This is a genomic window from Hydrogenophaga bisanensis (genome assembly GCF_042665135.1).
Taxonomy (GTDB): domain Bacteria; phylum Pseudomonadota; class Gammaproteobacteria; order Burkholderiales; family Burkholderiaceae_C; genus Hydrogenophaga; species Hydrogenophaga bisanensis.
On record NZ_JBHTBX010000001.1, the window covers coordinates 461,897 to 488,620 of the forward strand.

Annotated in this window: 24 protein-coding genes; 14 read left to right on the forward strand and 10 right to left on the reverse strand. The window is 64.8% G+C overall.

Features of this window, described 5'->3' with window-relative positions; translation table 11 throughout:
• Positions 1 to 7 precede the first annotated feature (7 nt).
• The 5 genes from ACFQNJ_RS02165 (at position 8) to lapB (ending at position 5,796) form a co-directional block, all read left to right on the forward strand.
• Entirely contained in the window at positions 8 to 2,050 is a 2,043-nt protein-coding gene (locus tag ACFQNJ_RS02165) for a bifunctional 3-phosphoshikimate 1-carboxyvinyltransferase/cytidylate kinase (protein ID WP_382253464.1), read from the forward strand.
• A 194-nt stretch (positions 2,051 to 2,244) separates the two neighbouring features.
• Entirely contained in the window at positions 2,245 to 3,921 is a 1,677-nt protein-coding gene (rpsA, locus tag ACFQNJ_RS02170) for a 30S ribosomal protein S1 (protein ID WP_374638857.1), read from the forward strand.
• A 76-nt stretch (positions 3,922 to 3,997) separates the two neighbouring features.
• A complete protein-coding gene (locus ACFQNJ_RS02175; protein ID WP_374638856.1) occupies positions 3,998 to 4,318 on the forward strand; it encodes an integration host factor subunit beta in 321 nt (106 codons plus the stop codon).
• A 34-nt stretch (positions 4,319 to 4,352) separates the two neighbouring features.
• Entirely contained in the window at positions 4,353 to 4,661 is a 309-nt protein-coding gene (locus tag ACFQNJ_RS02180; RefSeq protein WP_382253466.1) for a lipopolysaccharide assembly protein LapA domain-containing protein, read from the forward strand.
• Positions 4,651 to 5,796 (forward strand): lipopolysaccharide assembly protein LapB, encoded by a 1,146-nt coding sequence (lapB, locus tag ACFQNJ_RS02185; RefSeq protein WP_374638854.1) that lies wholly within the window; start codon positions 4,651 to 4,653, stop codon positions 5,794 to 5,796. Before ACFQNJ_RS02180 ends, lapB begins: the two co-directional genes overlap by 11 nt.
• 33 nt (positions 5,797 to 5,829) lie before the next feature.
• On the opposite strand, the gene ACFQNJ_RS02190 is transcribed toward lapB, so the two are convergent.
• A complete protein-coding gene (locus ACFQNJ_RS02190; protein ID WP_382253468.1) occupies positions 5,830 to 9,453 on the reverse strand; it encodes a hydantoinase B/oxoprolinase family protein in 3,624 nt (1,207 codons plus the stop codon).
• A 10-nt stretch (positions 9,454 to 9,463) separates the two neighbouring features.
• Positions 9,464 to 10,009, reverse strand: coding sequence for a winged helix DNA-binding protein (locus ACFQNJ_RS02195; RefSeq protein WP_374638852.1), 546 nt, complete (start codon positions 10,007 to 10,009; stop codon positions 9,464 to 9,466).
• Positions 10,010 to 10,213: 204 nt separating this feature from the next.
• Between ACFQNJ_RS02195 and ACFQNJ_RS02200 the strand changes: the two genes are divergently transcribed.
• From ACFQNJ_RS02200 to crcB, 5 genes are all read left to right on the forward strand, one after another.
• Entirely contained in the window at positions 10,214 to 11,188 is a 975-nt protein-coding gene (locus ACFQNJ_RS02200) for a TRAP transporter substrate-binding protein (RefSeq protein ID WP_374638851.1), read from the forward strand.
• A gap of 63 nt (positions 11,189 to 11,251) precedes the next feature.
• Positions 11,252 to 11,755, forward strand: coding sequence for a TRAP transporter small permease (locus ACFQNJ_RS02205; RefSeq protein ID WP_382253471.1), 504 nt, complete (start codon positions 11,252 to 11,254; stop codon positions 11,753 to 11,755).
• The gene (locus ACFQNJ_RS02210; RefSeq protein WP_382253473.1) at positions 11,748 to 13,043 is read left to right on the forward strand and encodes a TRAP transporter large permease; all 1,296 of its coding nucleotides are present in this window, start codon (positions 11,748 to 11,750) and stop codon (positions 13,041 to 13,043) included. The genes ACFQNJ_RS02205 and ACFQNJ_RS02210 overlap by 8 nt, the downstream gene beginning before the upstream one ends.
• A gap of 70 nt (positions 13,044 to 13,113) precedes the next feature.
• A complete protein-coding gene (locus ACFQNJ_RS02215) occupies positions 13,114 to 14,154 on the forward strand; it encodes a recombination-associated protein RdgC (RefSeq protein WP_382253475.1) in 1,041 nt (346 codons plus the stop codon).
• A 25-nt stretch (positions 14,155 to 14,179) separates the two neighbouring features.
• The gene (gene crcB, locus ACFQNJ_RS02220) at positions 14,180 to 14,566 is read left to right on the forward strand and encodes a fluoride efflux transporter CrcB (protein ID WP_374638847.1); all 387 of its coding nucleotides are present in this window, start codon (positions 14,180 to 14,182) and stop codon (positions 14,564 to 14,566) included.
• A gap of 12 nt (positions 14,567 to 14,578) precedes the next feature.
• On the opposite strand, the gene ACFQNJ_RS02225 is transcribed toward crcB, so the two are convergent.
• On the reverse strand, positions 14,579 to 15,031 hold the full coding sequence (locus tag ACFQNJ_RS02225; protein ID WP_382253477.1) for an OsmC family protein: 453 nt from the start codon (positions 15,029 to 15,031) through the stop codon (positions 14,579 to 14,581).
• Positions 15,032 to 15,181: 150 nt separating this feature from the next.
• On the opposite strand from ACFQNJ_RS02225, the gene ACFQNJ_RS02230 reads away from it, so the two are divergent.
• Both ACFQNJ_RS02230 and ACFQNJ_RS02235 read left to right on the forward strand, forming a co-directional pair.
• Entirely contained in the window at positions 15,182 to 16,534 is a 1,353-nt protein-coding gene (locus ACFQNJ_RS02230) for an NAD(P)/FAD-dependent oxidoreductase (RefSeq protein ID WP_382253479.1), read from the forward strand.
• Positions 16,535 to 16,559: 25 nt separating this feature from the next.
• Positions 16,560 to 16,913: a DUF5368 domain-containing protein gene (locus ACFQNJ_RS02235; protein WP_382253481.1), complete on the forward strand. Its 354-nt coding sequence runs from the start codon at positions 16,560 to 16,562 to the stop codon at positions 16,911 to 16,913.
• Positions 16,914 to 16,916: 3 nt separating this feature from the next.
• Here ACFQNJ_RS02235 and ACFQNJ_RS02240 read toward each other — a convergent pair whose 3' ends face one another.
• The 5 genes from ACFQNJ_RS02240 to ACFQNJ_RS02260 all read right to left on the reverse strand — a co-directional run bounded on the left by ACFQNJ_RS02240 (position 16,917) and on the right by ACFQNJ_RS02260 (position 21,392).
• The gene (locus ACFQNJ_RS02240; protein WP_382253483.1) at positions 16,917 to 17,222 is read right to left on the reverse strand and encodes an SRPBCC family protein; all 306 of its coding nucleotides are present in this window, start codon (positions 17,220 to 17,222) and stop codon (positions 16,917 to 16,919) included.
• A 29-nt stretch (positions 17,223 to 17,251) separates the two neighbouring features.
• Positions 17,252 to 17,506: a sulfur carrier protein ThiS gene (thiS, locus tag ACFQNJ_RS02245; RefSeq protein WP_374638842.1), complete on the reverse strand. Its 255-nt coding sequence runs from the start codon at positions 17,504 to 17,506 to the stop codon at positions 17,252 to 17,254.
• A 100-nt stretch (positions 17,507 to 17,606) separates the two neighbouring features.
• On the reverse strand, positions 17,607 to 18,962 hold the full coding sequence (locus tag ACFQNJ_RS02250) for an NAD(P)/FAD-dependent oxidoreductase (protein ID WP_382253486.1): 1,356 nt from the start codon (positions 18,960 to 18,962) through the stop codon (positions 17,607 to 17,609).
• A gap of 77 nt (positions 18,963 to 19,039) precedes the next feature.
• A complete protein-coding gene (locus ACFQNJ_RS02255; RefSeq protein ID WP_382253488.1) occupies positions 19,040 to 20,887 on the reverse strand; it encodes an aldehyde ferredoxin oxidoreductase family protein in 1,848 nt (615 codons plus the stop codon).
• Between the two features lie 28 nt (positions 20,888 to 20,915).
• A complete protein-coding gene (locus ACFQNJ_RS02260; RefSeq protein WP_382253490.1) occupies positions 20,916 to 21,392 on the reverse strand; it encodes a 4Fe-4S dicluster domain-containing protein in 477 nt (158 codons plus the stop codon).
• Positions 21,393 to 21,691: 299 nt separating this feature from the next.
• Between ACFQNJ_RS02260 and ACFQNJ_RS02265 the strand changes: the two genes are divergently transcribed.
• The gene (locus ACFQNJ_RS02265) at positions 21,692 to 22,810 is read left to right on the forward strand and encodes a helix-turn-helix domain-containing protein (protein WP_382253492.1); all 1,119 of its coding nucleotides are present in this window, start codon (positions 21,692 to 21,694) and stop codon (positions 22,808 to 22,810) included.
• Between the two features lie 10 nt (positions 22,811 to 22,820).
• On the opposite strand, the gene ACFQNJ_RS02270 is transcribed toward ACFQNJ_RS02265, so the two are convergent.
• Both ACFQNJ_RS02270 and ACFQNJ_RS02275 read right to left on the reverse strand, forming a co-directional pair.
• Positions 22,821 to 24,911, reverse strand: coding sequence for a TonB-dependent receptor family protein (locus tag ACFQNJ_RS02270; protein ID WP_382253494.1), 2,091 nt, complete (start codon positions 24,909 to 24,911; stop codon positions 22,821 to 22,823).
• 118 nt (positions 24,912 to 25,029) lie between these two features.
• Positions 25,030 to 25,833, reverse strand: a complete 804-nt coding sequence (locus ACFQNJ_RS02275) for a TOBE domain-containing protein (protein ID WP_382253496.1) — start codon at positions 25,831 to 25,833, stop codon at positions 25,030 to 25,032.
• A 125-nt stretch (positions 25,834 to 25,958) separates the two neighbouring features.
• Between ACFQNJ_RS02275 and modA the strand changes: the two genes are divergently transcribed.
• The gene (gene modA / locus ACFQNJ_RS02280) at positions 25,959 to 26,714 is read left to right on the forward strand and encodes a molybdate ABC transporter substrate-binding protein (RefSeq protein WP_382253498.1); all 756 of its coding nucleotides are present in this window, start codon (positions 25,959 to 25,961) and stop codon (positions 26,712 to 26,714) included.
• The last annotated feature ends 10 nt before the right edge of the window (positions 26,715 to 26,724 follow it).

Below are 26,724 nucleotides of genomic sequence, written 5' to 3' on the forward strand. Positions count from 1 at the left end.
CCCTCGCATGTACACGACCGAATTTCTCGATCTGCCGCCGCTGGCGTCCGCCGGCGGCAGCGTCCGGTTGCCCGGCTCCAAAAGCATCTCCAACCGCGTACTGCTGCTGGCAGCGCTCAGTGAGGGCTGCACCGAGATCGCCGACCTGCTGGACTCGGACGATACCCGTGTCATGCTGACGGCACTGGAGCAACTGGGCTGCCAGCTCGATCGCCTGGACGGCGGTTTGCTGCGGGTCCAGGGAGTCGGTGGGCAACTGCCCGTGCGACAGGCCACGCTGTTTCTGGGCAATGCAGGCACCGCCATGCGCCCCCTGACGGCCGCCCTGTCCCTGCTGGCCACGACCCATGGTGGCTGCTTCGAGCTGGGTGGCATTGCCCGCATGCACGAGCGGCCGATCGGTGATCTGGTCGAGGCTCTGCGGCAGCTCGGTTGCCCGGTGGACTGTCTGGGTAGCGAGGGTTACCCACCTCTGCGCCTGGGGAACGGGCAAGCGGCAGATCTGCACCTGGATCAGCCCATCCGGGTGCGGGGTGACGTATCCAGCCAGTTCCTGACGGCGCTGCTGCTGGCCTTGCCTCTGGTGGCCCGAGAGCGGTCGGTCACGATCGAGGTGGTTGGCGAGCTGATTTCCAAGCCGTATATCGAGATCACCCTGAACCTTCTGCAGCAGTTTGGTGTGACAGTGAGTCGCGAGGGCTGGTCTCGCTTCACCATCCCGGCGGGCAGCCGGTACCGGTCGCCGGGTCTGGTCCATGTGGAAGCGGATGCCTCATCGGCCAGCTACTTCATTGCACTGGGAGCACTGGCGCCCGCGTCACCCGGCCATGACGGGATCACCATCGAAGGTGTCGGACTGTCCTCCATCCAGGGGGATATCCGTTTTGTGGAAGCCGCCCGGCTGATGGGTGCGGATGTGTCCGGTGAAGCCAACCGGCTGCACATCCGCCGCGGCCGCTGGCCCCTGAAGGCGATTGACCTGGACTGCAACCACATCCCGGATGCGGCGATGACCCTGGCTGTCATGGCCATGTTTGCCGACGGTACCACCACCCTGCGCAACATCGCCAGCTGGCGGGTCAAGGAGACGGACCGAATCGCCGCCATGGCCACCGAATGCCGCAAGCTCGGTGCCACCGTGGAAGAAGGCGACGACTTCATCCGGATCACACCGCCCGCCTGCTGGCAGCCGGCCAGCATCCACACGTATGACGATCACCGGGTGGCGATGTGCTTCTCGCTGGCGGCCTTCAATCCGGCGCAACTGCCGGTCCGGATTCAGGACCCCAAGTGTGTTGCCAAGACCTTCCCCGACTATTTCGAGGCCCTGTTCAGCGTGTGCCAGGCCCATCCGGGCCAGGTTCCGGTGATCTGCGTGGATGGACCGACGGCGTCGGGCAAGGGCACGCTGGCGGCAGCGGTGGCCGCACGACTGGGCTATCACCTGCTGGATTCGGGAGCCCTGTACCGCCTGGTCGGCCTGGCCGCGGACAAGGCCGGCATCCCCACCGATGAAGCCTCGCTGGCCGACCCGACGACCGCCGACCGGCTGGGCGCGCTGGCGCGAAGCCTGCCGGTGCGTTTCGAGGGTGAAAGTACCTGGCTGGGCGATGAAGACGTGTCGGACGCTTTGCGCGCGGAGTCGGCCGGCATGGCAGCTTCGCGGGTGTCGGCGGTGCCCCAGGTGCGGCAGGCTTTGCTGGAACTGCAGCACGGTTTTCGCCGTCTGCCGGGCTTGGTGGCCGACGGGCGCGACATGGGCACGGTCATCTTTCCCGATGCCCCCCTGAAGGTCTACCTGACCGCCAGCGCCGAGCAGCGTGCCCAGCGACGCCATAAGCAATTGATTTCCAAGGGAATTCCAGCTAGAATGGAAGACCTTTTGGCTGACCTCAAGGCGCGAGACCACCGGGACATGTCCCGGGCACACGCCCCCCTGAAGCCCGCCGAGGATGCCCTGCTGCTGGACAACTCCAGCCTGGACGTCGAGCAATCGGTGTGTCAGGTACTGGACTGGTGGCAAGGCCGGTCGGGATTGCCGGTCCGCTGAGACAGCGGCCACAACACGGCCATGATGGCCCAGATGGCCCCGCCGGGTGTTCCCAGCCCGCAGGCCGGATGGTTCTTTTCAACCAACCCCGTGGTGTCACGCACCACACATGCAACGCCGACCATCCGACGATCCCTGCACATGGTCCCCTCAGGTCCCGATGCACCCGCCGCTGGAAAGCTCTAGGAAATCTCATGTCTGAATCTTTTGCCGCCCTGTTCGAAGAGTCCCTCAAGCGCGCTGAAATGCGTGCGGGCGAAGTCATCACCGCTGAAGTCGTGCGCGTCGAGCACAACCACGTGGTGGTCAACGCCGGACTGAAGTCGGAAGCCTATGTGCCCATCGCCGAATTCAAGAACGACCAGGGCGAACTCGAAGTCCAGGTCGGCGACTTCGTTTCCGTGGCCATCGACTCCGTCGAGAACGGCTTCGGCGACACGCTCCTGTCGCGCGACAAGGCCAAGCGCCTGGCTTCGTGGATGGCCCTGGAAAAGGCCCTGGAATCCGGCGACTTCGTCACCGGCACCACCGGCGCCAAGGTCAAGGGCGGCCTGAAGGTCATGGTCAACGGCATCAGCGCCTTCCTGCCGGGCTCGCTGGTCGACAGCCGTCCGACCAAGGACCTGACGCCGTACGAAAACAAGACCATGGAATTCAAGGTCATCAAGCTCGACCGCAAGCGCAACAACGTGGTCCTGAGCCGCCGCGCCGTGGTGGAAGCCTCCATGGGCGAAGAGCGCGCCAAGCTGATGGAAACCCTCCGCGAAGGTGCCATCGTCCAGGGCGTGGTCAAGAACATCACCGAATACGGTGCGTTCGTGGACCTGGGCGGCATCGACGGCCTGCTGCACATCACCGACATGGCATGGCGCCGTGTCCGCCACCCGAGCGAAGTCGTTCAGGCCGGCCAGGAAATCACCGCCAAGATCCTCAAGTTCGACACCGAGAAGCACCGTGTCTCGCTGGGTCTGAAGCAGCTGGGTGACGATCCGTGGCTGGGTGTGGCCCGCCGCTACCCGCAAGGCACCCGCATGTTCGGCAAGGTCACGAACATCGCCGACTACGGCGCGTTCGTCGAGCTCGAGCCCGGCATCGAAGGCCTGGTGCACGTCTCCGAAATGGACTGGACCAACAAGAACGTGGCCCCGTCCAAGCTGGTGTCGCTGGGTGACGAAGTCGAAGTCATGGTGCTGGACATCGACGAAGACAAGCGTCGCATTTCCCTGGGCATGAAGCAGTGCCGCGCCAACCCCTGGCACGAGTTTGCCGAGCAGACCAAGCGCGGCGACCGCGTCAAGGGCCCGATCAAGTCGATCACCGACTTCGGCGTCTTCGTGGGTCTGGCTGCCGGTATCGACGGCTTGGTGCACCTGTCCGACCTGTCCTGGAACGAGCCGGGCGAAGCCGCCGTGCGCAACTTCAAGAAGGGCCAGGAAGTCGAAGCCATCGTGCTGGCCATCGACGTGGAGCGCGAGCGCATTTCCCTGGGTATCAAGCAGCTCGACGGCGACCCGTTCAGCACCTTCGTGTCGGTCAACGACAAGGGCTCCGTGGTGACCGGCAAGGTTAAAACCGTGGACGCCAAGGGCGCTGAAATCGACCTGGGCGAAGACGTCATCGGCTACCTGCGCGCCTCGGAAATCTCCCGCGACCGCGTGGAAGATGCCCGCAACGTGCTCAAGGAAGGCGACGAAGTCAGCGCTGTGGTGGTGAACGTGGATCGCAAGACCCGCAACATCCAGCTGTCGATCAAGGCCAAGGACATGGCGGACCAGAACGAAGCCATGGCCAGCCTGAACCAGAACACCGGCAACGCCGGTACCACCAGCCTGGGCGCCCTGCTGCGCGCCAAGCTGGACAACAACAACTGATCTGGCTCAGGAGCGGGGGAGGGCCTGCCCTCCCCCGTTTGCTTTTCAGGACACCACCCATCCCGGTTGACACAACATGACCCGCAGCGACCTCGTCGAAGCGCTGGCCGGCCGCTTCAGCCAGCTGACGCACCGTGATGCCGAGTACGCCGTCAAGGCCATTCTCGATGCCATGGGCGATGCCCTGGTCAAGGGACACCGGATCGAGATTCGCGGCTTCGGCAGCTTCTCGGTCAACCGCCGCTCCCCCCGCATCGGTCGCAATCCGCGGTCGGGCGAAAGCGTGATGATCCCGGAGAAACGTGTTCCCCACTTCAAGCCGGGCAAGGCCCTGCGTGAACAGGTGGATGCGCGAACCGCGGCCATCCTCGGTCAGGAGACGGGCAAACCCGAGTGACCGGTACAATCGTCCCCACCACAGAGGGGATGACTTGAAATACCTGATGTGGCTGCTCAACGCAGCCATTTTTTTTGTATTGTTCGCCTTCGCCCTGAACAACCAGGCGCCCGTCACGCTGCACCTGTTCTTTGGCGTGTCCTGGCAAGCCCCGCTGGTGCTTGCGCTGCTGGTGGCTCTGGTGCTGGGCGTGTTCCTGGGGGTGATCGTCATGCTGCCCCTGTGGCTGCGCGCCCGCCGGAAAGCCAGCCAGAAGGCCTCCACCCCCTTGAGTGCTGCGCCAGCGCCTGCCCAACCGGCTGCGGTGATCACCGACGCGGTGGAGAACCGGCATGGAACTTGACCTGACCTGGCTGCTGTGGGGCTTGCCAATTGCGTTTGCCCTGGGCTGGATCGCCTCCCGGCTGGATCTGAAACAGTGGCGCATCGCAGGTCGCCAGGCGCCCCGGGCCTATTTTCGCGGCCTCAATCACCTGCTCAACGAACAACAGGACCAGGCGATCGACGCGTTCATCGAGGCGGTCCAGAGCGATCCGGATACCGCCGAACTGCACTTCGCGCTGGGCAACCTGTTCCGGCGGCGTGGTGACTACGACCGCGCCGTTCGGGTCCACGAGCATCTGCTGGCGCGCTCGGACATTGGCCGAAAGGATCGTGATCGGGCGCAGCATGCACTGGCCCTTGATTTCCTGAAGGCGGGACTGCTGGACCGTGCAGAGACGGCGCTGGCCAAACTCGAGGGGTCCGATTTCGAAGGCGAAGCCCTGCTGGCGCTGCTGTCCATTTACGAGCGCTCGCGCGATTGGCCTCAGGCGCGCCGGATTGCCGAAAAGCTGGACCAGGCCCAGCCGGGCAGCTTCGTGGGGCGCCTGGCCCACTATCTGTGTGAAGAAGCCGAGCTGGCGCAGCGTGCGGGCAACAGCCTGCAGGCCTTCAAGCTGCTGGATGAGGCCGTGACAAGGGTGCCGTCCTTGGCGCGTGGCTGGCTGGCGATTTCGGCCCTGCGCACCCAGGTGGGCGATCTGGCCGGCGCCTACACGGCGCTGGAGAAACTGAACCAGCATGCCCCCCAGGCACTGCCTCTGGCGGCCCGGCATCTGGTGGAACTGGCGCGCAAGCTGGGCAAGGAAGCCGATGCGATCCGGATGCTGGAAGCAGCTCACGCACGAGCCCCCTCGCTCGATGTTTCGGAAGCGCTGGCCAGTCTGGGGGCCGATGACCGGTCGCGCCGACAGCGCTTCCTGTCACACCTGGCTCAGGAACCGTCGCTGGTGATGGCCACGCGCTGGCTGGAAGGCGAAACCCTCAGCGATCCGACCGCACAGGCCCATGTGAAGAATGCCCTGGAAGCGGCTTGTGGCCCCCTGCAACGCTATCGCTGCGCGGCCTGCGGTTTCGAGGCCCGCCAGCACTTCTGGCAATGCCCCGGCTGCCAGGCCTGGGACAGCTATCCGGCCCGTCGCGTCGAAGAGCTGTGATGCGGGCCGGCATGGCCAGCCCGCCATGCCGCATCAGGCGGCCCCAAAGCCTCCACCCCCGGGGGTCTGGATATCGAACACATCACCAGGCGCCATGTCGGCCTGGCCGATGTGTGCCAGCACCTCGACCCGACCGTCAGCCCGGAGCACCCGGTTGATGCCAGGCGCGCCTGCTTGACCGCCCGCCATGCCGAATGCCGGGTGCACCCGACCGTTGGACAGAATGCTGGCTGTCATGGACTCCAGGAAGCGGATGCGTCGCACACCCCCATCCCCCCCGCGCCAGCGCCCCGCGCCCCCAGACCCTTTGCGGATGGCGAAGCTCTCCAGTCTGACAGGGAACCGGAACTCCAGCACCTCGGGATCGGTCAGTCGCGAGTTGGTCATGTGGGTCTGGACCACGCTGGTGCCATGGAACCCGCCCGACAATTCGCCCTGAGCGTTGAACTCGCCGCCCGCACCACTGCCCCCGGAGATGGTCTCGTAATACTGGTAGCGGGCATTGCCGAAGGTGAAGTTGTTCATGGTCGGCTGCGAACCCGCCATGACGCCGAGCGCGCCGAAAAGCGCGTTGGTGATGCAGGTGGAGGTTTCCACGTTGCCGGCCACCACCGACGCCGGCGGATTCGGATTGAGCATCGAGCCCGGCGGGATGATCACCTTCAACGGCTTGAGACAGCCCGCATTGAGCGGTATGTCGTCGTCCACCAGCGAGCGGAAGACGTAGAGCACGGCCGCCATGCAGACCGCCGTAGGGGCATTGAAGTTGTTGCTCTGCTGTGGCGAACTGCCGGTGAAATCGATCGTGGCACTGCGGTTGGCGGTGTCCACGCGGATCGCGACGCGGATCTGCGCCCCGTTGTCCAGCGCCAGCGTGAACTCTCCATCCTTGAGGCGGGTGATGACCCGCCGCACAGACTCTTCGGCGTTGTCCTGTACATGACGCATGTAGGCCTGCACCACCTCCAGACCAAACTGGTCGACCATGCGGCGCAGTTCCTGCACGCCCTTCTCGTTGGCGGCGATCTGCGCCTTGAGGTCGGCCAGGTTCTGCTGCGGATTGCGGGAGGGGTACTGGCCACTGCGCAGCAGGTCCAGGATGGCGTCCTCCTGCAGGACACCTTGGGCAACCAGCTTGACGTTGTCGATCTGCACCCCCTCTTCCTCGATGCGGGTCGAGAACGGGGGCATGGAACCGGGAGTGGTGCCGCCAATGTCGGCATGGTGGCCACGGCTGCCCACATAGAACGACGGAGAGGTGTCTGCGAGTGACAGGTAGACCGGCGTGATGACGGTGATATCGGGCAGGTGGGTGCCCCCGTGGTACGGGTCGTTCAGCACGTACACGTCGCCCGGCTGCATGCTTCCCTGGTTGCGCGCGATGACGGTGCGGATGCTCTCGCCCATGGAGCCCAGGTGCACCGGCATGTGCGGCGCGTTCGCAATCAGGTTGCCCTCGGCGTCGAACAGGGCACAGGAGAAGTCCAGCCGCTCCTTGATGTTGACCGAGTAGGCGGTGTTCTGCAACTGCAGGCCCATCTGCTCGGCGATGTTCATGAACAGGTTGTTGAAGACCTCCAGCAGCACCGGATCGACCTGGGTGCCCGCAGCATGGCGCACGGTGCGGGGCACGCGGCGTTCGAGCACCAGGTGATCCAGGCCCGTCAGTCGGGCTTCCCAGCCCGGCTCGACAACGGTGGTGGCATTTTTTTCCGCGATGATGGCCGGACCGCTGATCACATCGCCGGGGCGCAGGTCCTCGCGCACCACCAAGGCGGCGTCCAGCCAGTGTCCGTCGGCGTACATGCGGACCGTGTTGCGGCGAGGAACCTCACGCGGCTCATGCTCGGTCTGTCGCGGTTCGGCCGGCGCATCACCGGGCAACACGGCTTCGACAGAAACTGCCTCGACGATCAGGCGCTTGCCCTGCATCAGAAATGCGAAGCGCTGGCGGTAGGCGGCCTCAAAGCCCGACTGGATGGTGGCCAGATCCCCGAAAGGGACCACGAGGGCCGCGTCGCTGCCCTCGTAACGCACATGCACACGGCGATGCGCCACCACCTGACCCTGCCCCACCTGCTGGCGCTCCAGCTCGGCCACCGCCAACGATGCCAGCTGCTCCAGCATGGCTTCGACCTGGGCCAGAGCCCCGGGCTCCAGCGGCAGTTCCACGGCCTGCTCATGGATCACGTTCTGGTCCGCCAGACCCATGCCGTAGGCACTGAGCACCCCGGCCAGCGGGTGCACGAACACGCGCTGCATGCCCAGGGCATCGGCCACCAGACAGGCATGCTGACCACCGGCACCCCCGAAGCACTGCAGGGTGTAGCGGGTGACGTCATAACCGCGCGCCACGGAGATCTTCTTGATGGCATTGGCCATCTGCTGCACGGCAATCTGCAGGAAGCCCTCGGCCACGTCCTCTGGAGAACGGCCCACACGCGTGGCCAGTTCGGCAAACCGCTGCCGCACCACCTCGGCGTCCAGGGGCTGGTTGCCGTCGTGGCCGAACACATGGGGAAAGTGGGCGGGCTGGATCTTGCCCAGCATGACGTTGGCGTCGGTCACGGCCAAAGGGCCACCGCGCCGGTAGCTGGCAGGCCCCGGATTGGCGCCCGCACTCTCGGGCCCGACGCGCAGGCGCGCACCGTCAAAGGCCAGGATGGAGCCACCACCGGCGGCCACGGTGTGGATACTCATCATCGGCGCGCGCATGCGCACGCCGGCCACCTGGGTCTCGAACTCGCGCTCGAAGGCTCCGGCGTAGTGGGACACATCGGTTGATGTACCCCCCATGTCGAAACCGATTACCTTGTCGTGTCCGCCCAGGCCAGCCGTGCGGGCCATGCCCACGATGCCCCCCGCCGGCCCGGACAGGATGGCGTCCTTGCCCTGGAACACATGCGCATCGGTCAGGCCACCCGAAGACTGCATGAAGAACAGCCGGACACCGGGCATTTCGGCCGCCACCTGGTCCACATAGCGGCGCAGGATGGGCGAGAGGTAGGCATCGACCACGGTGGTGTCGCCACGGCTGACGAACTTCATCATCGGACTGGTGCCGTGCGAGGTGCTGACCTGGGTGAAACCCACCTGGCGCGCGATGCGCTCGGCGGCCTGCTCGTGCGCCGGATAGCGGTAGGCGTGCATGAACACGATGGCGGCACTGCGCAGACCCGCGTCATAAGCGGCCCACAGGCGCTCGCGCAGGTGATCCTCGTCCAGCGCAGCGATCACCTCACCGTGGGCGCCCATGCGTTCTTCCGCCTCGATCACACGCTCGTACAGCAACTCGGGCAGGACGATGTGCCGGTCGAAGAGTCGGGGACGGTTCTGGTAGGCGATGCGCAGGGCATCGCGGAAACCGCGGGTCGTGATCAGCAGCGTGGGCTCGCCCTTGCGCTCCAGCAAGGCGTTGGTGGCCACCGTGGTGCCCATCTTCACGCACTCGACGAGGTCGGGAGTGATGGCCTGCCCAGCCTCCAGACCGAGCAGGTGGCGGATGCCGGCCACGGCTGCGTCACGGTATTGCTCGGGATTCTCGGACAGCAGCTTGTGGGTGACCAGGGTGCCGTCGGGGCGCTTGCCCACGATGTCGGTGAAGGTGCCGCCACGGTCGATCCAGAACTGCCAGCGGGCTGCGGGGGTGTTGCTCATGGGGTTTCGCTCACAGGGAGGCGGCCGAGCGGGCGGCCTGGTCATAGATGCCGGAGAGCACACGCAGCAGGCGCGCGAGCTGTCCGATGTCGTGGTTGAGGGCGTCGTCAGCCTTGAGGGCGTCAATCAGGCAGCTCTCGCGGATCTCGCGGTAGCGCGTGACATAGGCCTTGCCCGACTCGGTCGGCGCATAGGTCACTTCCTTGCCGTTCTTGCTGGAGACCACCACCCCCAGGCCCTGCAGCTTCTTCAGGGAGTAGTTGATCAAGTGCGTGTCCTCGACATTCATGATGAACGCGATGTCGGACAGACGCTTGTCGCGCGCACGGTGGGTGACATGGTGCAGCACCAGCACATCCAGCGCGGTGAGGTCCTTGAGGCCGGCCGCACTCATGCAGTGCGTGATCCAGCGGTGGAACGCGTTGCCGGCCACGATGAGCCCGAACTCGAATTCGCTCATCTCGGCACTGCGGGGTGAGACCAGGTGTGCCGATGACACGATCGGATGCGGCCCGCCCGGGGCAGGTGGCTTGATGCTTGCTTTGGCTTTGGCCATGTCTCGCGGGTGTCTGAAAGTGGTGCGCCAGTTTATTCAGATCACCAACAATTTGCCAACGATTTGTTGACATACAGGGAAAACACCGATCACACTTTGCCAGTCGGTCGCCAGAATGCCAGACGCCCGGGTCCACATGCTTGGCCAACCGGCTTCTGGCTGGCGAAGGCATACCGAGTCCATCAACCCAACGGAGTCGTCCACATGAAACGTCGCTTTTTCAGCCTGTCGCTCGCTGCCACTGCCGTGGCCTTCAGCTTGCCCGCCATGGCGCAGACCAAGTGGGATCTGCCGGCCGCCTACCCGGCCACCAATTTCCACACCGTCAACCTGACCCAGTTTGCGGCCGACGTGGACAAGGCCACCAGCGGCAAGCTCAAGATCACGGTGCATGCGGGCGCATCGCTGTTCAAGGCACCCGAGATCAAGCGGGCGGTTCAGGGCGGGCAGGCACAGATCGGCGAGATCCTGTTGCCGGCCTACCAGAACGAGTGGCAGATGTTTGGCGCTGATGGCATCCCGTTCCTGGCCACCAGCTACGCCGAGTCGAAAAAGCTTTACGCGGCCCAGAAGCCCATTCTGGAGAAGAAGCTGGCCGAGCAAGGCATGATGCTCCTGTACGCCGTGGCCTGGCCGCCCCAGGGGCTGTACAGCAAGAAGCCGATCAACAGTGCGGCCGACCTCAAGGGCAACAAGTGGCGCGCCTACAGCCCGGCCACCTCGCGCATTGCCGAACTGGTGGGTGCACAGCCGGTGACCGTGCAGGCGGCCGAGCTGTCGCAGGCCCTGGCCACCGGGGTGGTCGAGTCCAACATGACCTCGGGCGCCACCGGCGTCGACAGCAAGCTGTACGAACACCTGAAGTACTACTACGACGTGCAGGCCTGGCTGCCCAAGAACGCCGTGCTGGTCAACAAAAAGGCCTTCGACGCGCTGGACAAGCCCACCCAGGACGCGGTGCTGAAGGCCGGTGCCGAGGCAGAAGCCCGTGGCTGGGCCGCATCGGAGAAGGTCAACACCGACACCCTGGCCACCCTCAAGGCCAACGGCATGGAGGTGCTGCCGCCTTCGCCGCAGCTCAAGGCCGACCTGCAGAAGGTGGGCGAGACCATGCTCAAGGAATGGCTGGACAAGGCCGGCGCTGACGGGCAAGCCATGCTCGGTGCCTACCGCAAGTAAGCCGACCGACCCACCATCCATCGGGGAGCCGGCCCGGCCGCTCCCCGATTATCCGGAGCCTGCATGCGCAAGCTGCTCGATTCCCTTTACACGGGCTCGGCCTGGCTGGCCGCCCTCTTCATGATCGGCGTGCTGGCGATGGTCCTGCTGTCGATCATCAGCCGGGTGGCCGGCTTTCACGTGCCGGGCACCGACGCCTACGCAGGCTACGCCATGGCGGGCGCCGGTTTTCTGGCGCTGGCGCACACGCTCAAATCCAACGAACACATCCGTGTCACGCTGATCATCGGCAAACTGACTGGTGGGGCGCGGCGCGGCATGGAGATGTGGGCGTTGGGTGTGGCGACCCTGCTGTCGGGACTGCTGGCCTTCTATGCCTGGCGGCTGGCATGGCAGTCGCACGAATTTCACGACATTTCCACCGGCAACGACGCCACGCCGCTGTGGATTCCCCAGATCCTGATGGGCATTGGTTGCACGGTGCTCTTCATTGCCTTCGTCGACGAATGGATCCTGGAGATGCAGGGTCGTCGCGCCCGTGCCGGATCGGATACCCGCCATGAATGAGATCCTTGTCACCTCGCTGCTGATCGTTGCGCTGTTTCTGCTGTTGGGCAGCGGCGTCTGGATCGGACTGACGCTGGCCGGTGTGGCCTGGATCGGGATGGAGCTGTTTTCGTCACGCCCGGCCGGCGATGCCATGGCCATCACCATCTGGGGATCGGCCAGCAGCTGGACGCTGACCGCCCTGCCCCTGTTCGTGTGGATGGGAGAAATCCTGTTTCGCACCAAGCTGTCCGAGAGCATGTTCCGGGGCCTGGCGCCCTGGGTGAATGCGCTGCCGGGCCGTCTGCTGCACACCAACATCCTGGGCAGCACCATCTTTGCTGCCGTATCCGGATCGTCGGCCGCCACCTGCGCCACCATCGGCAAGATGACCATCCCGGAGCTGTCCAAGCGCGGCTATCCGGCCGAGAAGGTCGTCGGCTCCCTGGGGGGCGCCAGCACCCTGGGCCTGCTGATTCCTCCTTCGATCATCATGATCGTCTATGGCGTGGCCGCCGAGGTGTCGATCGCCAAACTGTTCGTCGGCGGTGTTCTGCCGGGCCTGATGCTGGCTGCACTGTTCAGTGGTCACCTGATGATCTGGGCCCTGCTCAATCCCGCCAAGGTTCCCAAGGCCGATGCCGACATGAGCTTGGCCCAGAAGCTGGCGGAATCGCGCCACCTGATTCCAGTGGTCCTGCTCATCGGCGGGGTCATCGGCTCCATCTACACCGGTATTGCCACGGCCACCGAGGCGGCGGCCATCGGGGTCGTGGGGGCGCTGATCCTGTCGGCGGCCCAGGGTTCGCTCAACCGCAGCACCTTCGTCGCCTCGCTGCTGGGCGCCACCCGGCTGTACTGCATGATCGCGTTGATCCTGGCCGGCGCGGCCTTCCTGACGCTGTCGATGGGCTACATCGGCCTGCCCCGCCACCTCGCCGAGTTCGTCAGCGGCCTGGGCCTGTCGCCCGGCGTGCTGCTGGTGGCACTGGCCCTGTTCTACATCCTGCTGGGCTGCTTTCTGGACGGCATCTCGATGATCGTGCTGACCATGGGCGTGATCCTGCCCACCGTCACGGCCGCGGGCATCGACCTGATCTGGTTCGGTATCTTCGTGGTGATCGTGGTGGAAATGGCACAGATCACCCCGCCCGTGGGCTTCAACCTGTTCGTGCTGCAGGGCATGACGCGGCGCGAGATCACCTGGATTGCCAGGGTCTGTGCGCCCTATTTCGGACTGATGGTGCTGGCCCTGCTGCTGCTGTGGTGGTTCCCCGGCCTGGTGACCTGGCTGCCCTCCCGGATGTGATCCGCGCATCCTCTAAGATGGACGCCCTGCCGCCGACCGGTGACAGGGCGTTTTTTCCGGATAGGTACCCGTGTTCAAGAATGTGACCCTTTACCGTCTGCAGCCCGGCTGGGCGCCGACGATCGACGAGATGGAGGCGGCGCTGGACGCTGCCCGCTTCAGCCCCTGCGGGGCCACCCAGGACAAGTCTTTTGGCTGGATCGAACCACGTGGACAGGCCCATGGCCCGCTGGTGGAATCGGTCAACGGCCAGCGCATCCTGCGCTTCATGATCGAAAGCAAGGCCGTGCCTGGCGCCGTGGTCAGGAAGAAGGCCCAAGAGGCCGCCGACCACATCGAGGCCACCACCGGCCGCAAGCCTGGCAAGAAGGAAACCAAGGCCCTGAGGGAAGACGCGCTGCTGGCGCTGCTGCCGCAGGCCTTTGCCCGCCAGAGCCAGGTATGGGTATGGATCGATCTGGAGAATGGCTGGCTGGTGACCGATGCGGGCAGCCAGGGCAAAAACGACGAAATCATCAGCGCGCTGGTGCGGGCCTTCGACGGCCTGGCGCTGGCCCTGCTGAACACAGCCATGACGCCGCAAACGGCCATGACCCAGTGGCTCATGGCCGAGTCGTCCGACGAGTGGCCGCAAGGCATCTCGGTCGAACGGGAGTGCGAACTCAAGTCGCACGACGAGGAGAAATCGGTCGTCAAGTTCACCCGCCACCACCTGCTGACCGACGAGGTGCGCAAGCACATCACCGAGGGCAAGCTGCCCAGCCGCCTGGCGCTGAGCTGGGAAGGCCGCATTGGCTTCGTCATGACCGAATCGATGCAGCTCAAGAAGGTGTCTTTTCTGGAGGGCGTGTTCGACGACCGCCCTGCCGGCAGCGATGAAGACCCGTTCGACACGGATGTGGCCCTGTCCACCGGTGAGCTGCGCCAGATGATTCCCGCGCTGATCGAAGCGCTGGGCGGTGAGCTCTCGCCCGATACCGTCACGGCCGCCAGCCAGTCGGCGGCGGCCAACGCCGCGCCAGGTTCTCGGCCGGTCGGCAGCGGTACGGTGACCGTGGGCAAGGCGGCCGTGCCTGAAGCCGCCACGGCCGATGACACGCCCCCGTTCTGAGCGATCCGGCTGAGGAGCCACCACCATGCTGACCATCGTCGCGATCTGCATCGGTGCCAGCGCCGGCGCCCTGGCCCGGTGGCAGCTGGGCCTGTGGCTGAACCAGGGATCCGCCCTGCTGCCCTGGGGCACCCTGGCGGCCAACTGGGTGGGTGCCTGGTGCATCGGCGTGGCGGTGATCTTCTTCCAGACGCACACCCAGCTGGATCCGGCCTGGCGTCTGGCCATCGTGACCGGCTTTCTCGGCGCACTGACCACGTTCTCGACTTTTTCCGTCGAGGTGGTGGCCATGCTTCAGCATGGTCGCTATCTGCTGGCTTTTGGCACTGCGGGGTTGCACCTGATCGGGTCGCTGGCCCTGACCCTGCTGGGTATGAGGATGGCAGGCGGTTGGTTTCCTCCGACCACCTGATCAGGAGCGCGGTCAGCCCTTGATGACCGCCCCGGCGCCATCCTGCACCCGGACGCCGATGGGAATGCCCTGACGCACGCTCATCGACACGGTGCAGAAGTCCTCGAACTGGGCCAGCACACGGTCGATGTGCTCCAGTTCCGCGGCCGGGCGCCCCAGTTCGATCGCCACGTCAATGCGCTCGATGCGCAGGCGCTTGGCCTCGTTGCGACCCATCACCGGGGTGGCTGTGGCCTTGAGCGCACCCGGGTCCTGTTTGAACTTCTGCAAGGCAAAGAGCAGACTGGCGCTCAGGCAGTTGGCCACGGCCGCCAGCAGCATGTGATCGGGTGCAGGGCCGGCGCCCTGCCCCAGCGGAGAGGGTTCGTCGGCCAGCAGGGTGGGGATGTCCGGTCCGAAATCCACCAGGAACTGGTAACCCGACTGGCGGGTGATGGTGACAGCCTTGGATGACTCGCTGCTCATGAGGATGCTCCTGCGGTGGGTGATCAGGGTCGACGAATCCACAGCTTGACATTTCTCAATGTCCGTGCTGCCGATTCGGTTCAATATGAATGTACCCCATGGGGTATTCAGACCATAGCAGCATTTGACCAGAATGCCAAGGAGACGACCATGAAGACACCCGCCCAGCACCTGCGCGATGCGCTGCAGGCTTCACCGACCCGGGATCGCCGCCGTTTCCTGGCGGGCCTTGGGGCTTTGCCTCTGCTGGGTGCGGCAGCCAGCGCACCTCTGCCAGCCTCGGCAGCGGTCAAGACGCAGGCGCGCATCGTGATTGCGGGCGGCGGCGCTGCCGGGCTGACCGCAGCCTCCCGCCTGTCCACGCTGCTGGAGGGCGCCAGCATCACCATCGTGGATGCCCGAAAGGAACACTATTACCAGCCGGGATTCACCCTAGTGGCGGCCGGCATCAAGCCCCAGAACTACGTGGTATCGGGCACAGGTGACTATGTGCCCAAGGGGGTCGAATGGGTGGCCGACAAGGTCGCCGAGATCGACCCGGAGGGCAGAAAGGTGGTCACCGCGGGCGGCAAATCGCTGCCCTACGACTTCCTGATTGTGGCCACCGGTCTGGAGCTCAACTACGGTGGCATCCAGGGCATGGACACCGCCCGCATTGGCCAGAACGGTCTGGGCAGCATCTACCACAGCCCCCAGGCGGCATCGGCCACGTGGCAGGCCATGAGTGGCTTTGCAGACAAAGGGGGCGTCGCCCTGTTCGGACGACCGGCCGGCGAAATGAAGTGCGCCGGTGCGCCACTGAAGTACACCTTCATCACCGACGACCATCTGCGCCGGCGCAACAACCGCAGCAAGGCCGAGCTGATCTATATGGCCCAGAGCAAGTCGCTGTTCGGGGTGCCGATCGTGGCCGAGAAGGTGCGCATGCTGTTCCAGGACCGCGGCGTCAAGGTCAACCACGAACACGTGCTGCAGTCCATCGACCTGGACAAGCGCGTGGCCACCTACAAGACCCCCACCGGAACCGCCGAGCAGGGCTACGACTTCATCAACGTGGTGCCGCCGATGCGCGCGCCCGAAGTGGTGCGCAACAGCCCACTGCCCTGGACCGAAGGACCGTTTGCCGCCGATGGCTGGGTGGAGGTGGACCGCGAGACACTGCGTCACAAGCGCTACCCCAACGTGTTTGCCGTGGGTGACATTGCTGGCGTGCCCAAGGGCAAGACGGCGGCCAGCGTGAAATGGCAGGTGCCGGTGGCGGTGGCCCATCTGGTGGGTGACATCAGCGGCCAGGCCGCCACGGAGGTCTACAACGGCTACACCAGTTGTCCCCTGATCACCCGGCTGGGACAGGCCATGCTCATCGAGTTCGACTACAAGGACAACCTGATCATGTCCTTCCCGGGGGTGATCGCACCGCTGGAAGAGTTGTGGATCAGCTGGGTCATGAAAACCATGGCTTTGAAGCCCACCTACATCAGCATGCTGCGCGGCCGCGCCTGACGATCAGCACAAAAGGAGACTCGACATGAAAGAACTAGATCCGATGGTGTTCCTGGCGGTGTTCCAGGAAATGCTGGGGCCCATGCTGTGGGTGATGCTGATCGTGGCGGCCCTGGCCGTGGCGGCCTTCGTGGGTCTGCTGGTGCGTGACCGCGGCATCGTCTCGCGCCGGCTGGTGCGTGCGGAACTGCTCGGCCTGCTGGGCGGCATCGTGGCTTTGGTGATCATGGCCCAGGTGTCGTCATCCGGTTTCACGGATGCGGGTGGTCCGGCCGACTGGTTCCTGATCGCGCTGGTTTATGGTGTCGGTGCTGTGGCCACCACGATCCTCACCTATGCCGCGATGGGCTGGATGTCTGGCCAAACAGCGCGCAGCTGAACATCACCCCCCGCCGCGCTGCAGCGTGAGGTCAAACGGCTTCATGAAGGCGAGGCGGGCCGCGTCATCCACGGCTTCAAATTCGAAGCGCACCAGCAAACGCTTCATCACCAGCAACGCAATGCGGCGATCGGGCAGCGGCTCCCAGGTGAGGGTCAAGCGCCCGGGCGGCAGATCGATCACCGCCTGACGCGCGCCCTCCCAGCGCCATCGCACCTGCGAACCGATGGCTCGCGGCAAGGCAGCCTTCCATTCGGATTCGCTGGTGCCCATGTCGCGCTCAAAGGATGCGGGGTAGAAGGATTGCACCGGACGCTTTCAGAATGTCCAAGGACGCTTCAGCCGCCGGCAATCGGCGGCCAGATGGCCAGCACATCGCCCTCAACCAGTGTGGTGCTCATGCGCAGTTCGGGCGCAATGTACTTGCCATTGACCAGCACCAGATGAACCAGCTTCGGCGGCAGGCCGAAGGGTTCGATGATCTGGCTGATGGAGGCATCCGCCGCCACCTCCAGGTCGACCTGATTGCTGCGGCGCGCCTCGGGCGGCAAATAGTCGGTGAGTGTGGCGAACAGCTTGAAGGTGATCTTCATAGGGAGGAGTATTTATCGATCGATCCGCCGCCGGGCCGCCCCAAGGCGGATCAGCCCCCTCGGGGGGCAGCGACCCGCGCAGCGGCGGAGCGTGGGGGCGTCATCCTCGGCGGCGATCATCGGCCGCACCACTCCAGTGGCCTTGACCCTGTGCGGCGGACAGGTAAGCGTCCATCAGCTTCGTCGGATCGGCCAGCAGCTTGTCCTTCCACTCACCCAGATGCACCTGCCCTTCGACCAGGCCGCGCATCACCCCCACATGCTCGGTCCAGCCCACACTGTTGCAGCCGACCATCTGGTCGCCATGGAACTGCAGGCTAAGGTGCCTGTGGTTGGCCTTGTCGGTCAGTTCCACATGCTCGCCCCCTGGCAGGCCCTCCCAGTTGCCGAAGCTGCTGGAAATCAGGCCCAGGGTATCGAGCACGTTGATCTGCGTCACGCCCTTGAGCTCGGCCTTCTGGCCGACCATGTTCAGCGCCGCCACACGCGCCTGTTCGGCCGCATTGGGCTGGATGGCACTGACGATGGTCTTGCCGCTGACCTTGTCGAAGGCCTCGGCGCAGTCACCCGCCGCATAAATGCCGGGCACGTTGGTCTGCATGCCCGCATCGGTGAGCACGCCCACCAGGCAGCGCACACCCGAGTTCTCCAGGAAACCGATGTTGGGTCGCACCCCGGTGGCGCTGATCACCAGATCGGCCTCCAGACTGTCACCGGTGGACAGCCGCACCGTCATGCGGCCGGTAGGCATGCTGCTTTGTCCGATGCCGACCACCTCGGCAATCTTGCCGGCCAGGCCTGTATCTGCGGATGCGCCACGTTCAATGGCCTCGACCCGGGCGCCTGTGAACACCTTCACCCCCTTGGCCACGCACCAGTCCTTGATCATGCCCCCTGCCGCTGGTCCCATCATGCGCGGCACCATGCGGTCGCCCATTTCCACGACCGACAGCTCCACGCCGCGCTGTTGCAGCGCTTCCATGATGATGCAGCCGATGAAGCCGGCGCCCATCTGCAACACCTTGGCCCCCGGCTTGGCGAGGTTGGCAATCGCGCGGGCGTCCGCCAAGGTCCAGCAGCTGTGCACACCAGGGCCGTTGATGCCGGGGATCGGTGGCGTGGCGGGCGACGAACCAGTGGCGATCAGCAAGGTGTCGAAACCGATGGTGTTGCCGTCGCTCAGCTGAATGGTCCGCTGGGCCGAATCGACCACCTTGGCTCGAACCCCGCGGCGCACGGTGATGTTGAGCGATTCAAAGTGCCCCGGTGTGTGGCGCAGGTGGGTACCCTCCTCGCCCACCTTGCCGATCAGCAGGTAGGGAATGGCCATGCGCGAGTACGGGGCCTCGTTCTCGTCACCGATAAGGGTGATGGTGTCGCGGGGCGCGTGCTTGCGGATGGTCTCGGCCGCAATGACGCCAGCAGGGCCGGCGCCGAGGATGACGTGGTGGGTCATGTTCTGTTCTCCAAACTGCAAAAAAAGAAGCGGTCACAGGGACCGCTTCTTCATGCACTCAGTCCCGTGGTGAAGGATCAGAGACCGAGGCGGGCCTTGGTCTCTGCGGTGGGACGGCCTTCGCTGTCCCAGCCGCGCGCCTCGTAGTACTTGGGCAGCATCTCGGGCAGCTTGCTCACCACACCCTTGCCTGGACCGGTCTTGGCGGCCTCGGTCAGCAGGCGCTTGGGCAGGTTGTCGTCGGCCTTGGTGAAGCCGGCCGCGTTGTTGAACTCGCGCTCCATGTTCCAGATGCGCTCACCGATGTGGTTGAGGTGTTCCATGGTGAACTCCTCGCCGCAGGCGGCCTGCACCTGCGGGGCCACGTCGGCCAGGGTCCAGGCGAAGCTGGTGAACACGCAGACACCGGCCGAGTCGAAAGCAGCGGTCGCATCCTGGAAGGCCTTGACCAGTTCGGGCTTGCCATTGTGCTCGGTGGGCTCGGTCTTGACCGGGATCCCCAGCACTTCAGAAGCGATGGTGTAGCCGCGCAGGTGGCAAGCGCCACGGTTGGAGGTGGCGTAGGCCAGACCGATGCCCTGCACCACGCGGCCATCGTAGGCCGGGAACTCCTGACCCTTGACACTCATGGAAAGGTCGGGGTGCCCATACTTCGCGGTCAGTCGCTTGGAGCCCAGGCCAATCTCCTTGCCGAAGCCTTCGCCGCGGGCGGTCATGACGGCCAGCTCACACAGGGCCTTGGCCGAACCGAACGGTGCCTCGATACCGATCTGCTCCTTGGTCAGCACACCCATCTCGTACAGTTCCATCACCGCACCGATGGTGGCGCCGAAGCTGATCGGGTCCATGCCCTCTTCATTGCAGATCAGGTTGGCGAACTGCAGGGCCTCCAGATCGTTGACCCCGTTGGCCGCGCCCAGGGCCCAGGCAGCCTCGTATTCCAGACCGCCGGAAGCGCCCCAGTACTCGGGCTTGTTGGCCACTGAGAAGTGGCTTTCGTCGATCTTGCTGATGCGGCCGCAGGCAATCGTGCAACCGAAGCAGGCCTGATTGGTCACCAGGTGCTTCTTGCCGTCGGTGGCCCGTGGCGTGGCCATGGCTTCGGCCGAGATGTCCTTGGCGCCCTCGAACTGGACATCGCGGTGGTTGCGGGTGGGCAGCGCGCCCACCTCGTTGATCACGTTCATCAGCACCTGGGTGCCGTAGGTGGGCAGACCCTGGCCGGTGACGGCGTTGTCGGCCAGCACCTTCTTGGCGGCCTTGGTCGCGGCCATGAAGGCCTTGGGGTCACGGATGTTACCCACGCCCTTGGTGCCGCGAACGGCAATCGCCTTGAGGTTCTTGCTGCCCATGACCGTGCCCACGCCCGAGCGGCCGGCCGCACGGTGCAGGTCGTTGACCACCGCCGCGTACAGCACGCCGACTTCACCGGACTTGCCGATGCTGGACACACGAAGCAGCGGATCCTGCAGGCTGGTCTTGAGGGCTTCTTCAGTCTTCCACACGCTCTGCCCCCACAGGTGGGAGGCATCGCGCAGCTCGGCCACATCGTCGTTGATGTACAGGTACACCGGCTTGGGTGACTTGCCCTCGAAGATGATCATGTCCCAGCCGGCCATCTTGAGCTCGGCACCCCAGTAGCCGCCCGAGTTGGAGCAGGCGATGGCGCCGGTCAGCGGGCCCTTGGTGGTGACGGTGTAGCGGCCGCCGGTGGAGGCCATGGTGCCGGTCAGCGGGCCCGTCGCCCAGATGATCTTGTTCTCCGGAGACAGCGGATCGACCTTGGGGTCGATCTCGGTGGTGAGGTACTTGGCAGCCAGACCGCGTGAACCGAGGTAGGCACGGGCCCACTCCATGTTCAGCGGTTCGGACTTGACGGTGCCCGCGGTCAGATTGACGCGGAGGATTTTTCCAGCCCAGGACATGTGAGGTCTCCTTGTGTTCGCGTCGTGATCAGGCGGCAGCAGGCTGGTTACCCAGCTTGTCGGCCCACTGCTTCATCTTGTCGATGCCGGTCCAGTTGGCGTCCACAAAGGTGATGGCGCCGGTCGGGCAGGCGTCGGCACAGGCCGGGTCGCCGCCACACAGGTCGCACTTCTGGACCTTGCCGGTTTCCTGGACGTAGTTGATGGTGCCGAAGGGGCAGCTGATGGTGCAGACCTTGCAGCCCACGCAGGTGGTTTCGTTGACCACTTTGGCGCCGGTCATCTTGTCCACCGTGATGGCCTCCACCGGGCAGGCATGCAGGCACCAGGCTTCATCGCACTGGGTGCAGGTGTAAGGCACCTTCTTGCCGGTGTGGTGGAAGTCAAAGACCTTGATGCGCGACTTCGAGGTGGCATAGGTGCCGTAATTCTCGAAGGAGCAGGCCATCTCGCACTGGAGGCATCCGGTGCACTTGTCGGCGTTGATGTGGAGTGTTTTCTGCATGTGTGTCTCCGGTTGGGGAACCACGCACACGGCTTCGTGGGGCTTATGTTCGTGGATGCATAACATTGTTGCCAAGGCCGACTTCCCGGCGTTAAGGGTTAACCCCGAACTTGATGAGAGAGCGCCAGAAAGTCTCAGCTTGAGACAAGATGCGAATTGCTCACAAGCACGCACCGGAATCGCTCCAGAGATCGCCTCGGGCATGTCGCGATGACCAACAGCAGATCCCGTCGGTCTGCTAAAAAGAGGGCCTCGACAGCCCCACCTGGGATACCCTGTGTGCCACGTTGGTCCAACCTATGAACTCAGCCACATCGCCGGATATCCGCCTTTCGCTCATTGAACGGGCCAGAGAGGCCCTGCTCAATCAAGGCGATGAGAGCGCTGCCCCCTGGCTGGCTGGACCCATCGAGCGATCTTGGCGCCGCTGTCTCGCCCAGGGAAAGAATCCTGGCGATCGTGTGGTGTTCGACGCCGTACCGGCATCGCGAATTCGCGATCTGCTCGAGGCCAATCGTCATCTGATAGAAGCAGCCGCACCAGCCATCCGCTCGCTGTCGCGCGCCATGCTCCACACCCGCTACTTTGCCATCCTGACCGACGCCAACGGCAGGGTCATCGATGTCAACGGACCCGTCGATCGCACCGACCGAAACGCCGCCGGCATCGCGCGTGTGGGTGTCGATCTGTCGGAGGCGGCAGTGGGTACGACGGCCATCGGTACCGCACTGACGGAACGCGAACCCGTCTGGCTGCACCGTGGCGAGCACTTCTTCGCCGACACCTCCGTGTTCAGCTGCGCGGGCGCTCCCATTCTGGGACCCGACGGACAGTGCGCCGGCATGCTGGACCTGACGGGTGTCAATGCACAGGAGCAACCCGCGCTGAGGCATCTGGTCACCCATGCCGCAAGAAACATCGAAAACACGCTCACCATGGCGCAACCGCATGCGCTGCTCGTTCGGCTCACGTGGCCGGGCCGTGTCCCGGGCAATGACGACGACGGACTGGTTTGTCTGGACTCAGATGGACGCATTACAGGCATGAATCCGCCGGCAGCGCAGATGCTGGGACTGCCGCAAGGCCAATGGCAAGTCGACGCCGCCACACTTTTCGCAACAGGCACCCATGTGCTTTTCGATGCCGCAGCGCACCAGCGGGGGCCCTTCGAAGTGCCCGTCTGGTCCGGTCTACGGCTGCAGGTTCTTTGCCGCCTTCACGGTCAGGTGCAAGCGGGGAGCTCCCCAACATCGTCGACCACCTCTCCTGGCGTTCCCTTGCGCGACCTTGAAGAGGCCATGATCCGGAAAGCGGTGGAAGACGCCAGAGGCAACGTGATACAGGCGGCTCGTGCGCTGGGAATCAGCCGGGCCACGATCTACCGCAAACTCAGAACGCAGCAGGGGCGAAATAAATGAGGGTGGACGGTCAAAAGGCATAGACCGCGACCACACCGAGACCCCATTGCCTGCCGGGTGCCGGCTCGAAAAACCGCCGGTTGCCATCGTTGGCAATCACCGAGCCAATGCTGGCCTTGTCCGCCAGGTTGTCGATGCGCAGGTATTCGCGCAAGTGCCAGGCGCCCACGCGCTGCTCCCAGCCCAGCCGCAGGTTGAGCAGCGTGGCCGCCTCTGTCCGGTCGCTGTTGAGATCATCCACCACCATCGAACCGCGGTGCACCATCTCCAGCGCGGCCGTGAAACCAGCCCATGCACGCGGCTGCCACGCCAGCTCGCCGAAGAACAGGCGATCGGGCGTGCCCGGAATCCGGTTGCCCTTGAGCAGCGTGGAGCCTCCACGACTCGTGAACGACTGGTCAAAGCGGGCATTGAGCGTGGAAAACGCCAGGTGGCTGCTCCACTCGGGAGACCATTGGGCGCTGTGGGTCACCTCCACGCCCGCCCGGCTGGTCCTGCCGGCGTTGGTATAGACCGTACGTCCACCGCTGCTGGTGGCCACCACGATCTCGTCAGACGTGGCAATGTGGAACAGCGCAACATCCAGGCGTTGGCCCTCACCCAGCCGGGTCTTCACACCCAACTCCGCATGCGTGCTTCGCGCCGCCTTCAATTGGAGGTTGGGCCCGCTGCCGTTGCCCGTGTAGGCGATCTCGGTGAGCGTCGGCGTCTCGAAGCCGCGACCGATGTTGGCATACACATTGAGATCTGACCCCAGGTGGCGCGTGAGGCCGATCACCGGGTTGGTGGCGCTGAAGCTCACCTGACCACTGTCGTCAGGATTGCCCGGGCGCACAAAGAAATCCCTGATCCGGAAATCCACCCGGTTGGCACGCAGTCCTGCCACGGCGCTCCAGGCCTCGTTGATGAACCAGTCGCCCTGCACATAGACGCCTGTGCTGTCGACACTGTCGTCCTCATCCCGCTTGAGTTCGCCCCGCTCGCCCAGGTTGTTGATGAAGCCGCGACGGCGCTCGCTTATGCGCTCCAGATCCAACCCTGTGGTCAGGCGCACTTCCCCTTCTCCGGCCGCGATGCGGCGAGACCATCGCAGTCCGGTGCCACTGTAACGACGGTCCAACTGCACGATGCCGCCGGCCGCCGTGGGCGAAAGCTGCGCGAAGAGCGGAATAGAGAGTCGGTTGTCCAGGTCCCGCTCGCCCGCGTACACCCGCGCTGAAACCTCGCTGCGGTCGTCAAGCCGGTGTTCCGCCACCAGACCCAGCTGGTTCTGTGACACCTCCTTGCCAGCCCGGTAGAGCGTCGAGTTCGTGACCGCCTGGCGCGGATCGGCCTCGAACTGCTCACGCGTCAGTCCCAGCGGGTCACCCGACTCGGGCTGCTCAAAGACGTTGGCCACCAGGGTGAATCTCGTGTCCTGGCTGGACGCCCATCTCAGCTTGGCATTGGTGTGCTGCCGCTTGGCCGCGCTGTTGGCCCGCCAGCCGTTGGTCGAAAAGTCGCTGTGATCGATCACGTAGTTCAATGAACCGCTCTGCCCCGCCGCCTGCAGGCCGTAGCGGCGCAGCCGGTCGGCGCCTGCGTCCACGCTGAAGCGGACCTCGGGCTTATCCGGACCATCGGCGGTGAAAACCTGAAGCACACCGCCCGCCGAATTGCCATACAGCTGTGCCAGCGGACCGCGCAGCACCTCGATGCGCTGCGCCGAAGGCAGGCTGATGGTCGACGCCTGGCTCTGCCCGTCGGGCATGGTGGCCGGAATGCCATCGACGATCAGGCGCGCGCCGCGAATGCCAAAAGGAGATCGCGCACCAGAACCCCGGATCGACAGCTGAAGGTCCTGCGCGTAGTTCTGGCGATTGAGCACGGCAATGCCCGGCACGCGGGTCATCACCTCGGACAGGTTGACGCGAGGGCCGGCGGCCTCGATGGCGGTCAGGCCAACCGCCTGCACCGAGGCCGGCACGTCAAAGCTCTGCTGTTCCTGGCGAGAGGCGCTGACAACGACCTCCTGCAAGGTCTGTGCGTTGGCCATACCCGCCACGGTCATGCTGATGGCAAGGGTCAGGCACCGCAGGGGAAATGCAGGGAGTGGGGGCATCGTCTGTCTCCGGTGGGGCGATATCTGCAGCCTGCTGGTGCCACATGCCCACAGAGTCAGATTGTTCAGGAATGGGATGGCTGCGCCAGTTCGTCAGAAGGAAACACCCTGAACCGGGTCAGGATTGATGAGGATCGAGTGCAATGACCAGCGCGCTGCTCGCCATGAGGGCAAAAGCGCGCTGGCCCCTTCGACAGCCAAACGGCCTGGCCGCAAAGCCGACCCAGGTTCCTCCCCCGTCCAGCGCCAGCGTCACCTCGTCCCGCTTCGCCCCCCGGGCAATACGCAATACCTTGCCGCTCAAGTGGCACTGTCCGGCACTCAGATCCGGCATCTGGTCAGCCACCTCCACAGCCGTCGCCTTGCACAGCAGCAGCACCGGCAAATCCACCCGCAAGCCCAACAGATCCGCGCTCTCTCGGGTGATCGATGAGGTCAGCTCCTGCCCGTCTTCCAGGCACAGGCGAACCAGCACCAGGGGATCCTCCTGAGCCAGCGACTGCACCCCACTGACCCGAGCGGGCAACTGGTTGCGCATGCTGGTCTGCACCCCGAGCCCGGCCCCCGTGGAGGCGGACGCGCCCGCACCAGCGTGACGGGCCAGGACCGCATCCCTCGCCTGGGCCAGTTCGTCAGCCAGCACCAGCAAGCGCCGTCCCTCTTCCGTGATGCGTGCGCCCCCACCCCCGCTACCCCCCACCGTCCGCTCGACCAGCGGTGTGCCGCTCAGGCTGGTGAGGGTGTCGATGGCCTGCCAGGCTGCCTTGTAGCTGATGCCAACCTCACGGGCTGCCTGCGAGATCGAGCCCGACACGCTGATGCGCCGCAACACCTCCAGGCGCTTGTCGCTGATGGCATGGCCAAGGGCCTGGTGCAGGGTATCGGGCCCGGTGGCGGCCGACAGCGTGGGAACTCGCTTCATGATGGTCTATTGTTCCATGCTCCACATGTGCACTGTGGGCATCAGTGTCCTTTGCTACACTCGCTATTCCATTTTTGAACAGCGATGACCGTTACCACCGGGATCCATCGCACAGGAGACCGCTCATGCGTCACCGCCTTCACCTGATAGCCGCCGTCGTCCTGGCATCCTTTGCGCCTGCACTCACCTGGGCCGCCGAAGCCCAGGTCGCGGTGGCCGCCAATTTTGCCGAGCCAATCAAGGCGATTGCTACCGTGCTGGAGAAGACCACCGGACACACCATTCGCATCTCCCTGGGCCCGACGGGTGGCTTCTACACCCAGATCAGGAACGGCGCGCCGTTTGATGTTTTCCTGGCCGCCGACACCGAGCGACCGGCGATGCTTGAGAAAGAAGGCCTGATCAAGCCCGGCAGCCGTTTCACCTACGCCACCGGCAAGCTCGTGCTGTGGTCTTTGCGGGCGGGCCGCGTGGACGACAGGGGCGAGATCCTGAAGGCGCCCGATCTGGGCAAGGTGTCTTTCGCCAACCCCAAGTCAGCCCCCTACGGAGCGGCTGCCGTCGAGGTCATGAACAAGCTGGGCGTTCAGGCCACGCTGCAGCCCAAACTGGTTCAGGGTGAGAGCATCGGCCAGGCCTTCAATTTCGTGAAAACCGGCAACGCGGATGTCGGGTTTGTGGCCATGTCCCAGGCGCTTGAGGGCGGCAAACTCAAGGAAGGATCGGTGTGGGTCATTCCGCAGGCCCTGTACAACCCGATCCGTCAGGACGCGGTGATCCTCAAGCGCGGCGAGAACAACGAGGCCGCCCAGGCCCTGGTCGATCTGCTGCGCAGCCCCAACATCAAGGATCTGATCCGCTCCTACGGCTACGATATCTGAGTCCCTCGCC